Below are 16134 nucleotides of genomic sequence, written 5' to 3'. Positions count from 1 at the left end.
ATTTCCCCCTTTGTGATTTTCAGTAATATTTACGAGAAGATTGGTTAATTTGAGGGGGGAAATTAAAAAAAATTAAAATTGCCCCTTAAAATAGAGGAGTATTTTCGTACTTAATATATGTATGATGAAAAGTATTTTAATTAATATTCTGAAGTTTAAACGTGGTCCCGTTAAGGGGTTACCGCACGGAAGCTTGAGGTTTACATGTTGTAAAATGATATGTTTAAGGTATTATGAGACAAGCATAACCTAAAGCTAGAGTCGGTAACCCTATATGTAGAAAGGGTGAAAGAATGGAAAAAGATTTCCGTATAGGAGATATAAATTTATTTATAGAAGAAAATATGGAGTTTATATATAAAACCGCTTCTTTTATATGTAAGAAAAAACTTGATAAAAATAATGATGAAGAGTTTAGTGTTGCAATAGAAGCCTTTAATAAGGCATGTGAAACTTTTTCAGAGGGAAGAGGAAATTTCTTTTCCTATGCTAAGGTAGTTATTAGAAATAGTCTTATAGACTTTTTTAAAAATTCTAGCAGGACGCCGCTTCTGTATTTTGATAATGAAGAAGGGGAAAGGGAAATGCACAATAATATGTCCATAGATAAATATGATATGGAGGTGGAACGCAAAAACAGAATAGATGAGATAAATATTTATAAGAAGCACTTAAAGCAGTATGATATAGATTTCTTTGAACTTTCAAAAAATTCTCCTTCCCATAGAGATACAAGGGATGAGGTTCTTAATGTAGCTATTTTGTGTGTAAAAAATGAATACATAAAAGGAAAATTGGAGGAGAAGAAAAGACTCCCTGTTACTGAAATAATGAGATTAACAAATAAAAATAGAAAATTTATAGAAAAGTGGAGAAGGTATTTAATATCTTTAATAATAATTTTATCAAATGATGAGTTTATGTATTTAAAGTCGTATCTCAATATCAGAAAGGAGGAATAAATGTGATGAAAAAAAAGGGAATGGTTATGGAAATAAGGGGAAGCAGTGCAATTGTAATGACCAAAACGGGAGAATTTGCCAGAGTAAGGTGTGGAAAATCTATGCCAATATGCGGTGAAGAATATGAAGGATATGAAGCTAAAGATACAATTTTCTTTAGAAAAGCGTTTATAACTGCGGCAGCTGCAGTGCTTATATTTGTTTTAGGAATTATAGATTATTGTAATCCAGTGAAAGCTGTAGAAATTAATATGAATTCAAAAATAATGCTCAAATTAAATAGATGGAATCGTGTAATGGCTGCTTCTACTCCAGATAAAAGAGGAGAAGAAATATTAAGCAAAACCAAAATTAAAAATATTTTAGTAGATAGAGCTATAAAAGAACTTATGTTAGAAGCAAAAAAAGAAAAATTAATAAAATCTTTTTCTGAGGTGAAAGTTAATCCACTTGAGGGAAGTGTGGATTTATCATTGATAAATAAAAGCATTAAAGAGGAAAGCTCAGCTGATAGCAAAAAGGTAAATAATTTAAGTAATTCAGGTAATGAAGTGAAAAATGAAAACAGAGTTTCGAATCCTCCCAAGGTAAATGTTCCAGCCAGCAGTAATGTTTCTTCTCCTGTAAATGCAGGTGCTAAAAGCAATGCAGATAGCAAAAATAGTAAAATGGATAACAGCAATGGTAAATCAGTAAATAATTTAAATAAAAACAGTGTTAATAATAGCAATAAAAACTCAAAAACAAATCACAGCAGTAATAATAAGAATAATAGCAATGCTAGTACTAGCACGGATAAAAGTAACAAAGGTAATCAGAAAGCAGAAAATCGCAAAAGTAAATAGAACTATCTGAAAAAAGTTATTTTTATAAGTTAAAAGTTGACAAAGTTATGAAGCAATATTATACTAAAAGTGTAAATGAAAAATATGTAACTGTTGAGCAGACATGAGTTTTAAACTTGTGTCCTTTTTTTGCTTGTTTATATTAAGGAGAATGATATATGGATTTAAAAATTTTAGTGGTAGATGATGAATTATCAATTAACGATATTTTAACTACTGCATTAAAAGCTAATGGGTACAAGGCTACAAGTGCCTTTTCAGGAAAAGAAACAAGAAGTTTCCTTGATAGCTTTAAACCTGATTTGGTACTTCTTGATATATGTCTTCCAGATGAAGATGGATTTGATTTATGCAAATACATTAATTCAAAATATTCAATACCAATAATTATGCTTACTGCAAGAAATGATGTGGTTGATAAAGTGCTTGGTCTTGAACTTGGCGCTGATGACTATATAACCAAGCCTTTTCATATTAAGGAAGTGCTTACAAGGATAAAAGTTGCCTTAAGAAGAGTTGAAAAGTATAAAAATTATAGTATTACCAATGTACTTAATGTAAATAGCAACATTAAAATCGATATAGAAAGCAGAACTGTAAGAGCTTACGATAAGGAAGTAAAATTAAAGCCCAAGGAATATGATTTGCTTGAGTTTTTGACCCAAAATAAAGGGAGAGTATTCACCAGAGAGGAGCTTCTCGATAGGGTATGGGGCGATGAGTATGATGGTGAATTAAGAACTGTAGATGTTCATGTGAGAAGATTAAGGAGCAAACTTGATAATGAAAATTGTGGATCGATAATTGAAACCGTCTTTGGAGTAGGGTATATAATGAGGTGAAAAATGAAAATAAAATTAAAATTTATGCTTAGCTTATCAGTTATACTTGTAGTTCTTGGAATTATATTAAATATTATAATTAGGCAGGCATTGATTTCTAATATGGAGCAGCAAATAAGTAATTCGCTGAAGGAAGTAATGAAAAGTACTCAGGAATATATAAAATATACCCTTATTATTGATTCAATGGGATTTAGCGATGATCAAATAAATGGTTATGGTTTAAACGAGGAAGGCTTAAAAACAGCCTCTTCAAGTATTGTTAAGAATATAAATATGAATTATAACTGTACTTCAAGGATTAGCAGTATGGATGGGGATACAATTAAAAATAATATTACTGTAGGTTTTAAAGACACAATTGTAAAAAGTGTGAAAGCCGCTGAAAATGGTAGAGCAGTAATAGAATTTAAATATAAGAATACTGGAGTTAATGGTATTCTATCATATCCCATATATGAAAATGAAAATTATATTGGAATAATGACTGTATGCAAAGATTATGACCAGCTTTATGGAGATAACAGTAGAATAATAAATTTCATAACTATAATTGAATTTGCTATTTTTATCTGCATTTTTATTTTGGCTTTTTTTATAACAAATAAAATAACAAAGCCAATCACCAAGCTAACCAAGGCAGTAAAAAAAGTTGGAAATGGGGAATATGATTATGAAATTCAGTGTAAAACCAATGACGAAATGGGAGTATTAGCAAGAGAATTTATAAATATGAAGAACAAGATAAAGGAACAAATAACAACTATAGAAAGTGAGAAGGAAAAAGTTGAAAGGCTTGAAAAGGTAAGAAAGAAGTTCTTTGACAATGTAACGCATGAGCTTAAAACTCCTCTTACAGCAATTTCAGGTTATGCAGAAATTCTAACGGAAGGAATAGTAGAGGATGTAGAGTTTAAGGAAAGAGCTGTAAAAAGGATATATTCTGAAAGTGAAAGGCTTCATAAGCTTGTTTTAAAATTGATTGATGTATCAAAGGGCGATTCGTTTGTTGATGAAGCCTCAAAGCCAATTGATATGAGAAAGCTTTTGGTTGAAATATGTGATGATATGAATATGAAGGCTAAAAAGTATTCTCACTCTATATGCAGAGATATAAAAGACGGCAACATTTTGGGACAACCTAATAAAATTAGAGAGCTTATAATAAATGTTTTGGATAATGCCATAAAGTATTCTACTGAAGATAAAATTTATGTTAGAGGTATGATTCTTGACAATTACTATAAATTTGAAGTTGAAAATAAAGCGAATCCAATACCAGACAATATTTACAAGAGAATATTTGAACCTTTTGTGAAATCACAAAAATCAATAGAAAAGCATAGCAGTGGACTAGGTCTGTATATATGCGATGAAATAGTAAAAGAGCATAATGGAGAAATAAAAATTGAAAATGGAGAAAAAGTTGTAGTAAGGATAAAAATACCTGTCATAGAAACAACTTGGCAATAATTTTATTAAATTTGATAAAAAATCAATGCTATTATTAACCTGTAAAAAGAAAAGGAGAGAGTGCAATGAGAAGGAATCATATAACAAATTATTTAATTTTATTAATACTTTTGGCATTTTCCCTATCTATCAGCGGCTGTTCACATAAGGATAAGGAAATTGTAGTGACTAAAGATGTAAAAATGGCTGCAAAATCAAAACAGGCAGAAAATCAAGTTAAAAAGAACATTGATTTGGGAAATAAATTGGTAGACAGCGGAAAGTATGACGAAGCAAAAAAAGCTTATGATAAGGCAATTGAGTTAGATAAAAAGGATAAACAAACTTATCTAACTATAAAGGATAAGTATTTGTCAAAGGGAAAACTTCAAGAAGCGTATGATGTAGTACAAGAAGCAATTACAAATAATGTTGATGTTGAAAATATGAAAAAGCTTCTTGTAGAAGTGAAACAAAAAATAGACACGAATGAGCAAGCTAAAAACAGTCAAAATGCTGTTGCTCAAAGCAAACAAAATACAGTTTTAAAGCCAGTTCAAACTGAAAGTCAAGCTGGAGATAATAGCAGTTCACAGCAAGAGGATACTGTAGAAAGTATAAAGACTTTTGGAATTGTTAAAAATGTATATGAACACAATGGAAAAAGGTATATTTCAGTTATTGAAGGACAGTTTTTTAAGGAACCAGAAGCAGCAAATGAAGCTGCAAAGGATGGCTTGGAGTTTGATGAACACAGGCATTATTACATCAGGCAAACTAGCAGTATAGAAGATTTTGAAGTTTCTAATAATGCAAAGATCAATGTTGCAAAATATATTATTAATTCGAGTAGCAGTGATAGTTCAAATCAGCCAGTAAGTTACAGCCAATTTAAGACACTTGAAAATACTTATAAGGATAGTAGAGGTTTCTTTTGGATTTATTTAAATAAAAATCGCGTAGTACTTCGATTAGAGACACAATTTACGCCTTAAACTTAATAATTTAAATTATCAAGAGTGTAAAATTTATATTTTTAATTTGTAGAGGTAAATAGTTCAATTATTAGATGATATGTTGTTTTCCTTTTAATAGTATTGAAAGTTGAGCATTAATAATGTATAATAAATCTAATGTTAAATTAGACCAGCTAGTAAAAGTCAATAAGTTTTTATAAAAAAATTATTAATAAAAATAGGTATCATAAAAAATCCATTGAAAAATACGAACAATGGAAAATAATTCCTAATTATTTTAGCTGTTAAGCTACTTGCATATATATAAATTTAAATGTTAAATTCTTAATATCTTTTCAATAAAAAATGATAGACATTTTTCTTTATCTATCATTTTGGCATTTCTGCATTTATAAATATTTAATTAAAGCTTAAATCTATTATTTTAAATTTTTATGAATCAATAGTAATTTCCCATATTTATTTTGTATAAATTTTACAACTTGCAGTCCAACTATTGTAACTACAACAAATTCACCAATTGCAACTTCACCAATTGACAATGCAAGAGGTAATTTATAAAGATAACTAAGCATTCCCCCAATTATTAGACCATTAAAAACAGTAGGCCAAAGCGATGCTATTAATAATGAAGCTTTTTTATTCCGTGCAAACCTTCCTGTAAATGAAATAGCACAAACACTAATAAAGGTTGCTATTGTACCAAATATAATATCAGTTAATCCATTGGGTCCAAGAATATTTGCAATAAAGCATCCAATAGTGAGTCCAGCAATATAAAACGGATCGAAAAATGCTAGTAATACCATTATTTCTGATACTCTAAATTGTATAGCCCCATAGCTTATTGGCGCCAGAACAATTGTTACAACTGCATAAAGTGCTGCTATAATAGCTGTTTTAACTAATCTTTCTACTGTCTTATTATCCATATAAACTCCCTCATTTTATTAATAATATTCTCCAAGCCAGCACTACATATAAAAGTCTCCAAATAAAAAAATCGTAAGAAATATCCTACGATAAATAAACTCAACAAAAATAAAAGATTCTATTAATAAAAAAATCAATTTAAATCCTTATTATTCTTAATTATTTTACCATAGTTTTATTTTAAGTCAGGAGGCTTTCGAACTGACTAAATGTTAATTTTCATCTTTATGATTATATCAAATAGATAAAGCTATTGCAAACTGTACATTACAAATTATGTGCGGTATAGTAAAACCTATAGAATACCTTTTTTCACAACTTCATATAATAAATGAACAAGCTAATGTAAATGGTATTACTGTATAAACTAGTATTGAGCATCATTTGCATTTTTATTATCTAACTTTACATCAGGATTCTTTTTACCTTCTAAACTCCTTGCTTTCATAAGCTTTACTAATCCATACATTACCGCTGCAATTAAAACTATAGGTATCAATGTTCTAATTCCTATTCCATTTTTACTAGCAAATCCTAATTTTGAGCAAACAACATACATAGATACCATTAAGAATAATACAACTCCACTAGCTTCATAACTATATTTCCATGGTTTAATATCTACAACAAAGAAACCATTTACTGTTTGCAAGTATTGAAATAAGCCTTGTGGCGCATACATTATAAATGGTGCTATAGTCATTGAAATTATAGCCAAAACAAGACCAAACAACTTACCTTTTGATATAATTTCTTTATCAGATTTTCCCTTTCCAAGTACAGGACTATACACATTTAGTGCAAATAAAGTTGAGGCACTATTTAAAACTCCATTAAATACACTCAACACTGATCCAAACATAGCTGCTGCAAAGAAACCTATTAAAGGTTTTGGCAATACATCATTTACAAGTCTTGAGTATAATAAATCTGGATTCTTAACTCCTGCTCCATATATGTGGAAAGCTACAATTCCAGGTATTATAACTCAACTTTCGCACATAAAAATTAAGTCGAAAGCCTTCAGAATAAACATATAAAGCAAAGAAATATTCCTTTTGGTATAATAGAATTGCTAAAAACACCACACCAAAGAAAGGAATGTTTCTTATGAATACTATTATATCAAATGATACTACTGATAAACAATTTAATTTTACTATAAATAGATTTTTTAAAGATAACAAAATTGGATATATACTCAAACAATGTAATTTTTCTAAAGAAAGAGGGTTTTCTTGTATTAAAATATTTCAATATATTTTCATGCTTGTTTTTACTGGAAAAACCTATTTATAAACTTGGAGTCTTGAAAAAACAATCAATTTTCAAAAGATACTGTATATAGATTCCTTAATTCTCCAAACTTCAATTGGAGAAAGTTTCTGTTTTTACTTTCTTCATCAATCATAAAAAATGTTATTGTACCACTTACTTCAGAAGATAGAGTTAACGTACTTGTAGTTGATGATTCTTTATACAGTAGGTGCAGGAGTAAATCTGTTGAACTTCTTGCAAGAGTTCGTAACCATGTTGACCATAAATATGTAAAAGGTTTTCGCCTTCTTACCCTTGGTTGGTCAGATTGCAATACTTTTTTACCGCTTGCTTTTACTCTGCTTTCTTCCGAAAAGGAGAAAAACAGACTTTGTTCTGAAAACCACAATATTGATAAAAGAACCAACGGTTCTAAACTCCGTAAGGAGGCTGTTTTAAAGTCACCTGAAGTTATGATTAGTTTACTTAAACAAGTTTCAAAATATGCTATTCCTGCATCATATGTTTTTTTTGACAGTTGGTTTACGTACCCAAAAACTCTTATACAGATTTTAGAACTTAAACTTAATACTATTGCCATGGTCAAAGCAATGCCAAGGGTTTACTACAATTACAATGGTAAGTTATTGAACCTTAAAAATCTCTATGCTAATTTAAGAAAAAAGCGTGGTAAAGCCAAAATTCTTTCTTCTGTTATCGTAGGTATTGGCTCTGACAAAGATGGATTAAGTTTATTTAATATGCCAAAATAAACTTACTGTCCATTTTTTTCTAATGATGCTTCCAACTTTTTTACTATTTCAGCATGTCTTTTCTCTGTTAATTTAATTTTGGATAAGAATATAATGCAAGATATAATTATTAACGCTGCTGGCAAATAAAATGCCATATCTTAAATGTAAAAATACCTTTTGGTGTTATATCCTTTGCTTGTGCATTTCCAATCATACCACAAGATACTGATACAAAACCTACAATACCATTAGATAGCGCACCCGCAATCTTATCTAGCAAGGGACGAAGAGATAAAGTTACGGCTTCATTACGAACACCATTTTTCCATTGTCCATACTCAACCGCATCACTTATTGTCATTAACACTGATAAGAAAATTAGCTGATATGGGAAATAGAAGAATACTAAACCTATAATAATAACTACCAATAAACTTGATGATGCTACTGAAAATAATAAATATCCAATTAACATTGATACTATACCAATTGCGTAGACGTATTTTCTTGAAATAAATTTAGTTATAACTGGATATAATGGAACAGCTACAATACCACAAATTGCAGATACAACACCTACAATTGAAAATGCTGATATATTAGCAATGACATATTGAAAATAAAGCATTAATACCGCTGTTGTAGCTACATAACTAATAGCAAATAAAATATATGCCAAAGCTAACCACATTAACTGATCATTTTTAACAAGTGCACCAAAAACATCTTTAATTGAAGTTTTATCATTTTGTTGACGTAAAACACTATCTTTTTCTTTTGTTCCAAAAGCTGCAATCCAGCTTGTGACACCATATATTGATGCAGCTATTAAACCAAAAGCAAACCATCCGCTAGAGGCTTTACCAGAAAATTTTGAAGTAAAAAATGCAACTATAGGAACTACTGCTAAAGTTGTACCATTTGCCCCTAATGATGAAGCAAAACGAGCAAAAGTTGCTAATTTTCCACGTTCCTCTGAATTTTCACTAAGTGCAGGTATTATTGACCAAAATGCTATATCCTTAAATGAATAAGTACAATCTAAAATAACAAAAACAATAATAAATACAACTGTGAATAAAGTTTGATTACTTGTAGCTAGTCCAAAAAAATTAGTAAATAGCATTACCAGGCAAATTGCACTAACTGTTCCACCAAAACAAAGCCATGGACGAAATTTTCCCCATCTAGTTTTGGTGGCATCTATAACTCCACCAATAAGTGGATCAAATACGATTTCAATTAACCTAATACCAACAACCAATGTTGTAACTAAACCTATCATTTTTGTCTGAACTTCTTTTGGTGCTCCTTCAAACATAGCTTTGGTAACAAAAATCATAAAATATGTTGATAATGTTGCATAATAAATATCATGACCAAATGCACCTAATGCATACGCAATTCTTTGTTTCATTTTTATACACATTCCTTTCATTTCTCTAAATATACTAAAACGTCCAGCTGTAATCGTTAACTATATTATATTGAAATCGTTTGAATATAAAAATTTAAAATATTAACTTTTCTTATAAAATATTAACTTAATATAAAATTTATTTTTAGTTAAGTTAAACCTAAAATATGTATACGGTATTTCCCAATACTTAAGGGAATCTTTGGTTTTGAAATCCTATACTCTTAGTGCTATACTTTCTTTAGGTGATAATAATGAAGATGAAAAGAATCACAAAAATAAGCAATAGAATAACTATATATTTTTCCATTATAATACTTTGCCTAACTCTAGCCATTACATCATCTATAAGTCATATATTTTCTAAAGAAATAATTAAACAATATAACAATGTTGCATCAGAAAAAATAACAGTAATTTCTAAAATACTTAATGAAAATTTAGATTCTATAAGACATGATTCTTATATGATTGAAAACGATAAGAATGTTTACGATTATATGTCTAAGCTTAACCAAAATAATTCCATTAATTCAGCAAATAATACTGCATTTTTTAACTCTTTATCGGAGTATTGCAAATGGAATAACTATATAACTTCTATTATTCCTTTAACAACTGATAAAAAAATAATGGATCCTCTTTATTCAAAATACCCTTACAGCAGTTTAATTTATGGAAATAAGGAGTTGGACAGCTTTATAGAAAGTGGCTATTCAAACAAATTCTCCTCTCCAAATACTTTTCCATTTAATTATGCAGATCCAGATTATGATAAAAAAACAACTATAACTTATTTTTCAAGATATTTAGATAAAGAAAATTATTCTTTAATTGGCTATCTTATGATCAACATAAAAAAGAAAAGCTTATTTGCAAATATAGATGACTACTGCAGTGGTGTTTTTAATAGTACTTTTATTCTTGATAAAAGCGGGAACTTAATATATAAAATAGGAAATATTAATTATAACAAAGCAATGCTAGAAAAAGTTAATACTGATACCGTAAAGATTAACAATACAAAATATATTGAATTTAATAGTGTCATAGAAGCATATCCAGAATGGAGAGTAATCGGATTAATATCTCTAGATTCTTTAACTAAAAACCTAGATACTATTCGAAGTTTAATTTATTGTATAGGTATTTTCAGTATTATAATTGTAATTTTTATCAGTCATATTACTTCAAAGAAAATAACAGATCCTATATATGATATTACAAAAGCAATGAATAAATTTGAAAATGGAGAATGGCCGGACAAGCTAGAAGCTAAAACTGAGGATGAACTCAAATACCTTATAACCTGTTTCAATAAGATGATTAATAATATGAGAAGCTTGATTGAGCAAATATATAAAGAAGAAGAAGAAAACAAAAAGCTTGAAGTAGAAGCTATGAAAACTCAGCTGGATTTGCTGCAATCACAGATAAATCCTCATTTTATACATAATACGCTAAATACAATAAACTATTTAGCTATAAAAAATAATCAAAACGAAATTAGAGAATTAATTCAATCCTTTAATAGTCTATTAAGACAAAGTATATCAACAAGTAAAAAATTTATAACTTTGGAAGAAGAGCTCACCTGCACTGAAAATTATTTAAGAATACAAAAATATAGATATGGAGACATAGTTAAATTAGTATACAATATGCCTGAAGAATTAAATAACTGTTTAATACCAAAATTAATACTTCAACCTCTTATTGAAAATTCCCTTTATCATGGAATAGTTCCTAAAGGTTATGCTGGTACTATAAGAATAGATATACTAAAAAAAGAAAAATTCATAACTATAAGAGTTATAGATGACGGCGTTGGAATAGGCAAACAAAAATCCTCTCATAAAGGATTCAATGGTATTAGTTTAGATAATATAAAGGAAAGGCTCAAATTATATTTTGGAAGTGAATATAATTTAAAAGTATATAGCAAAACTGGAATTGGAACCTGTATAGAATTTAATATTCCGTATATTTATTAGAAATGCTCTAAAGGAGGACAACAACATGTACAAGGTAATGATTGTTGATGATGAAATACCAGCACGCGAAATTCTTTCCTACATAATAAATTGGGAAGATACTGATTTTCGAATAGTATATAGTGCCTCAAATGGTAAAGAAGCATTAAATAAATACTCTGATATAAAACCAGATCTTATTATTACAGACATACAAATGCCTATTATGGATGGCTTAGATTTAATAGAAGAAATACAAAAAATAAATAAATATCAAAAATTTGTAATATTAAGCTGCTATGAAGATTTTACTTATGCTCAAAGAGCTATGAAAATGGGAGTAAAAGATTATTTAATAAAAGATTTAATATCTCCCAATGACTTGTATGGTATATTAGCCAAGACAAAAACTGATATTGATAATGCAAGCATGAAAAGTAATAAAACTACAAAAGAGCATAGACTTTTAAATTTTTTTAAAGAAAATAAAGATATAGCACTAAGAAAGCTTATATTCAATAACATAGATGAAGATGACTGCTATAATCTTATTGAAAATCTAAATTTTAATTTAAATGGGAAACTTTTCACTCTATTTTTCATCCAAATAGATAACTTTTTTAAATATATAGAAAATGAAAAATTTTATACCCAAACACTTAATGAGATAATTAAAAATGTTACTGAAATTATAAAAGAACTTAATATTGGAGAAAGCTTCTACAGCGAAAATGGAGAATTTACAGCTATTATACGTTTAACTCCAACTAATAGTGAAGCCGATATAATAAATCAATGCTATTCTTTAGCACAAGAAATAAGGAGAAGAATTTCTCTTATAAATAATATTAGCTTAACAATAAGCATAAGCTCTACTTTTAAAAAGCCATTTGGACTAAAAAAATATTGGGATGAAGTAATAAAACTTTCTAAAATGAAAATATTCTTAGGAAATGATACTATAATTTTAAATAATACTTTTGTTAAAAATTTTAAACTTAAGCACTGATACCTTAAATAAAAGAATTTATGCCATTAATATAGCTATTGACCAAAATCATATTGAAAACTTAAAATTAGAACTTACCCATTTATACGATAGGGATATAAGAGGTTTTATGCAGCTTAATTATCTAAATTATATAAACTCCTCTCTTTTAGATTTAATAGTAAAAACCTGCAATAGATATTCCATAAACTATAAAGATATCTTTGGAACCTCATACATACCTATGGAGATTCTGACAGCAAAGGAAACTGTTGAAGAAATGAACAATTGGTTTATTGAGATATTTACAAAAATAATTAACATTAAATTTAGTAATTCTTTTAAAAACAAGTACAGCAAAAAGGTATCAGACTGCATAGATTACATAAACAAAAACTTATATAATCACTCATTAAGTTTAACAGATATAGCTGAAAATATTAATGTTCATAAGGTTTATCTATGCAGAATATTTAAAGAAGAAACAGGCGAAAATGTAACACAGTATATTTTAAAGGCTAGGATAGAGAAGTCTAAAGAAATAATTTTATCTACTAATTATAAACTTTATGAAATATCAGATAAACTTGGCTTCAGCAGCCCTCAACAATTTAGCATATTATTTAAAAAAATTACAGGTATTACACCAAACCAATTTAGAGACTCAAATTTTTAATTTAAGCCTCTATTAATGAAAGGAATTTATATTAACATGAATAGAAAATTACTTTTAGCTTTATTTATGATTTTTACCACCTTAATTTTTTCTTGTGATACAGTACCAAGTAAAGAAATTACTAAAAAATCCGACTTAGTTATTGCGGTTGTTTATAAAACTTTAGATGAAGCATGGTTTCAAGAAGAAAGTGAAGCTGCTAAAAATCAAGCTTTAAAAATGGGAGCAAAAGAAGTAATAACTATAGATGCTAAGATGAATCCAGATGTATATTTATCTGCTTTAGATAGCTTAATCACTCAAAAAGTAGATGGTATATTGATATGTATTCCTGATCAAAAGTTAAGTAAAATTACCATTGATAGATGCAAAAAATCAAATATTGCCGTTATTGCCTGCGATGATCCTCTTACTGATAATGAAGGTAATTATCTTGCTCCCTTTGTCGGAATTGATTCTAGTAAAATAGGACGGGATATGACTAATTTTTTAGTAGATTACTTAAAGAAAAATAATAAATTAACTAATCTTGAGTCTTCTGGACTCTTACTTATGTCTATGGATTCTGTATCTAGCTGTATACCTAGAACAGAAGGTCAACTAGAGACCTTTAAGAATAAACTTCCAAGCTTCCCAAAAGAGAATATTTTTCAAGCAGAATATAATGGACAGTCTGAAAAAAGTTTTTACTCTGCAGCTTCTACTATAACTAACAATAAAAATATAAAAAATTGGTTTATAATGTCTGCTAACGAAGCTGGCACCATTGGAGCAATAAAAGCCCTTGAACAATCAGGACTTTCAAGAAATGCTGTAGCTGTAGGAGTAGGCAATTATGTAGCAAAGGATGAATTTCAAAAAGAAAAGTCTCCTCTTATAGCTTCTGCGTATATAAGTGCCACCAAAGTAGGACAGATTGCCGCACAAGAACTCATGGAAAATCTTCTACTTAATAAAAATATACCTAAGAAATATTTAGTTAAGGACAAAATAATCACAAAGGACAACTATCAAAATTTAATACTGAAATAATTATGCTATTGATGGGTTTATATTAGGTTGTATAGAATTACATTTACTATTAAATCAAAAGATATAAATTTAATAGTATTTAATTCAAAAGCTGTACTGTAAAAACATTAGAATTTGCATTAAATTAGTTAATCATATAATTGATTTCCATCATAAAATAATCCAGCACCCTGCACAATATCCTGCTCTGCAAATAAAGCTGAAACTGCTAAATTATAATCAGTTAACTTTTGTGCTTTCTTAATATTCTTGGCGTATTTTTTATTATTGGAAAATATGTAAATCATATATCCCCATAATTCTTTCATTCTAAGCATTGCATTTTTATTGTCCTTATACGCTTCTATGTATGCACTTAAAATCTCATCGATAAAGGCTTTTATTTGCTTTTTATTTACACTGCTGGCTCCATTTTTTATAGAACTCACTAAGGCTGGATTAGCTATTATCCCTCTTCCAAGCATAACCCTTTTTAACTTTGGAAAAGTTTTTATTAATTTATCATGATCATTAGCAGTAAAAATATCACCATTATAGCATACTGGATTTACGCTTAAAGATAGTGCAGCTTCAAACACCTCTAAATTGGGCTTGTTTTTATAAAAATCCTTTTGCGTTCTAGGATGGATAATTAGCTCCTCTACAGGGTATTTATTAAAAATTTTTATAAGTTCATAAAATTCTTCCGGATTGTCCTTTCCTATTCTAGTTTTTATGGAAATTTTCATATTGTTTATTTTAAATATCTCATCTAAAAATGCATCAAGTTCTTCTCTTTTAGCAAGAAACCCAGAGCCTCTATTTTTTGAAACAACTGTTCTAGATGGGCAACCTAAATTTAAATTAACCTCTTTATAATCTAACTCCTGCAATTTTCTACAAGTAGTAATGAAACCTTGAGAATTATTAGTGAGTATTTGCGGCACAACATTTATTCCTTTATTATTTTCTGGTAAAAGATCTCGTAATTCTTTAGTTTTAAGACTTGTGCTTTCATTGGGAGTAATAAAAGGTGTAAAGTATTTATCAATATCTCCAAAAAATTTATTATAAGAATTTCTGTATATATGTCCTGTAATTCCTTCCATTGGTGCTAAATAATATTCCATTTAATGACTCCTTGAATTTATAAATTAGAAAATATAACTGATTTTCTAATTTTATTTTATCGTATTTGCATATAGATAAACAAGCTGAAAGTTTAAAATTGAAGTTGTTAATTACTCTATTTAGTGTAATAGTAGTATTATTTAAAAAAAGTTTATTTGCACCTATTACAATGTTTTTATCTATCTTAATCACTTCAAAGGCATTTTTATAACTAGTCGAATCATAAACAAAGCTTTTTTGTATTTTATGGTTACATTACTTTTACATATGCAGTAAATCTGCAATCACCAATCAAAAATAGCAGCCTGTAAGCAGCTATTTAAGCCACATATAGGCTGTCATGGATATATATAATAGAGGGAGAGAAGACAAATAAAACTATTTACGAATCAATAATACCCTTGTAAACATAACATGAAAAAGCATTACGAATATTAATATAAAAGCCAATACTCTATGAACTTTAACCCACTTTCCCCTAAAATTTTTATTAATAGCAACCCCATATATCCCTAAAGCAAAAATAGTCCACATTATTAGAGCAGCAATTAGTCCTGGTATTGATAGTCCTATACGAGTATACATCAAATATAGATGCACTATTATGGCTAACGAAGCCACTATACCAATTACTTTATGATATTTCACTATATATTTCATAATAATTCTATATCCACTAATTAGCTTCTGTTTATCCTTAGGAAGCTTGTTTATAAATTTTTTATTTATATATTTGACAAAAAAATTAAGTAAAGCCAGTATATATCCCCAGATGCCAATCCATCCAAGCAGTCCTGCTATTTCCTTCATAACAATTCCTCCCATAAGTACAAAATTTATTTTATTTACTATTAATTCTGTATTTTTATGAATTTTCCTTTAACTTATGAATAAATTTTAATATTTACACAAATT

16 protein-coding genes are annotated in these 16134 nt (G+C 28.4%); 11 read left to right on the top strand and 5 right to left on the bottom strand.

The features are described 5' to 3' along the window. Positions 1-293: 293 nt before the first annotated feature. The 5 genes from AGR56_RS16005 (at position 294) to AGR56_RS15985 (ending at position 5096) form a co-directional block, all read left to right on the top strand. Positions 294-962: a sigma factor gene (locus AGR56_RS16005; RefSeq protein WP_053243052.1), complete on the top strand. Its 669-nt coding sequence runs from the start codon at positions 294-296 to the stop codon at positions 960-962. A 2-nt stretch (positions 963-964) separates the two neighbouring features. Next, positions 965-1807: a hypothetical protein gene (locus AGR56_RS16000; RefSeq protein ID WP_053243051.1), complete on the top strand. Its 843-nt coding sequence runs from the start codon at positions 965-967 to the stop codon at positions 1805-1807. A gap of 158 nt (positions 1808-1965) precedes the next feature. Further along, complete coding sequence (locus AGR56_RS15995; RefSeq protein ID WP_053243050.1) at positions 1966-2649, top strand: response regulator transcription factor; 684 nt, start codon at positions 1966-1968, stop codon at positions 2647-2649. Between the two features lie 3 nt (positions 2650-2652). Continuing rightward, a complete protein-coding gene (locus tag AGR56_RS15990; protein ID WP_053243049.1) occupies positions 2653-4122 on the top strand; it encodes a HAMP domain-containing sensor histidine kinase in 1470 nt (489 codons plus the stop codon). Between the two features lie 65 nt (positions 4123-4187). Continuing rightward, on the top strand, positions 4188-5096 hold the full coding sequence (locus AGR56_RS15985; protein WP_053243048.1) for a tetratricopeptide repeat protein: 909 nt from the start codon (positions 4188-4190) through the stop codon (positions 5094-5096). Between the two features lie 401 nt (positions 5097-5497). Here AGR56_RS15985 and AGR56_RS15980 read toward each other — a convergent pair whose 3' ends face one another. Together AGR56_RS15980 and AGR56_RS15975 are read right to left on the bottom strand one after the other, a co-directional pair. Further along, a complete protein-coding gene (locus AGR56_RS15980) occupies positions 5498-6010 on the bottom strand; it encodes a QueT transporter family protein (protein ID WP_053243047.1) in 513 nt (170 codons plus the stop codon). Positions 6011-6378: 368 nt separating this feature from the next. Then, the gene (locus tag AGR56_RS15975) at positions 6379-6969 is read right to left on the bottom strand and encodes a hypothetical protein (RefSeq protein ID WP_242851579.1); all 591 of its coding nucleotides are present in this window, start codon (positions 6967-6969) and stop codon (positions 6379-6381) included. A gap of 152 nt (positions 6970-7121) precedes the next feature. On the opposite strand from AGR56_RS15975, the gene AGR56_RS15970 reads away from it, so the two are divergent. Together AGR56_RS15970 and AGR56_RS20900 are read left to right on the top strand one after the other, a co-directional pair. After that, on the top strand, positions 7122-7310 hold the full coding sequence (locus tag AGR56_RS15970; RefSeq protein WP_053243045.1) for a hypothetical protein: 189 nt from the start codon (positions 7122-7124) through the stop codon (positions 7308-7310). An 86-nt stretch (positions 7311-7396) separates the two neighbouring features. After that, positions 7397-8041 carry a transposase gene (locus tag AGR56_RS20900; protein WP_231017339.1) on the top strand — a complete coding sequence of 215 codons (645 nt, stop codon included), beginning with the start codon at positions 7397-7399 and terminating at the stop codon, positions 8039-8041. 109 nt (positions 8042-8150) lie between these two features. Here AGR56_RS20900 and AGR56_RS15955 read toward each other — a convergent pair whose 3' ends face one another. After that, positions 8151-9440, bottom strand: a complete 1290-nt coding sequence (locus AGR56_RS15955) for a glycoside-pentoside-hexuronide (GPH):cation symporter (protein ID WP_242851501.1) — start codon at positions 9438-9440, stop codon at positions 8151-8153. A 254-nt stretch (positions 9441-9694) separates the two neighbouring features. Between AGR56_RS15955 and AGR56_RS15950 the strand changes: the two genes are divergently transcribed. Genes AGR56_RS15950 through AGR56_RS15940 form a run of 4 tightly spaced genes read left to right on the top strand, consistent with a single transcriptional unit; the run spans position 9695 to position 14109 of the window. Further along, a complete protein-coding gene (locus tag AGR56_RS15950) occupies positions 9695-11434 on the top strand; it encodes a histidine kinase (RefSeq protein WP_053243042.1) in 1740 nt (579 codons plus the stop codon). 25 nt (positions 11435-11459) lie between these two features. Beyond that, the gene (locus tag AGR56_RS22235) at positions 11460-12422 is read left to right on the top strand and encodes a response regulator (RefSeq protein ID WP_242851500.1); all 963 of its coding nucleotides are present in this window, start codon (positions 11460-11462) and stop codon (positions 12420-12422) included. Next, positions 12394-13077, top strand: coding sequence for an AraC family transcriptional regulator (locus AGR56_RS22230; protein ID WP_242851499.1), 684 nt, complete (start codon positions 12394-12396; stop codon positions 13075-13077). Before AGR56_RS22235 ends, AGR56_RS22230 begins: the two co-directional genes overlap by 29 nt. A gap of 36 nt (positions 13078-13113) precedes the next feature. Further along, positions 13114-14109 (top strand): arabinose ABC transporter substrate-binding protein, encoded by a 996-nt coding sequence (locus AGR56_RS15940; RefSeq protein ID WP_053243041.1) that lies wholly within the window; start codon positions 13114-13116, stop codon positions 14107-14109. Positions 14110-14237: 128 nt separating this feature from the next. On the opposite strand, the gene AGR56_RS15935 is transcribed toward AGR56_RS15940, so the two are convergent. Together AGR56_RS15935 and AGR56_RS15930 are read right to left on the bottom strand one after the other, a co-directional pair. Then, positions 14238-15218 (bottom strand): tRNA-dihydrouridine synthase family protein, encoded by a 981-nt coding sequence (locus AGR56_RS15935; protein ID WP_053243040.1) that lies wholly within the window; start codon positions 15216-15218, stop codon positions 14238-14240. 379 nt (positions 15219-15597) lie between these two features. Continuing rightward, a complete protein-coding gene (locus tag AGR56_RS15930) occupies positions 15598-16029 on the bottom strand; it encodes a hypothetical protein (protein ID WP_053243039.1) in 432 nt (143 codons plus the stop codon). Positions 16030-16134: the final 105 nt, after the last annotated feature.

Origin of the sequence: Clostridium sp. DMHC 10 (assembly GCF_001270375.1) — a bacterium.
Lineage (GTDB): Bacteria > Bacillota > Clostridia > Clostridiales > Clostridiaceae > Clostridium_S > Clostridium_S guangxiense.
This window is presented reverse-complemented; position numbering and strand designations above follow the sequence as displayed.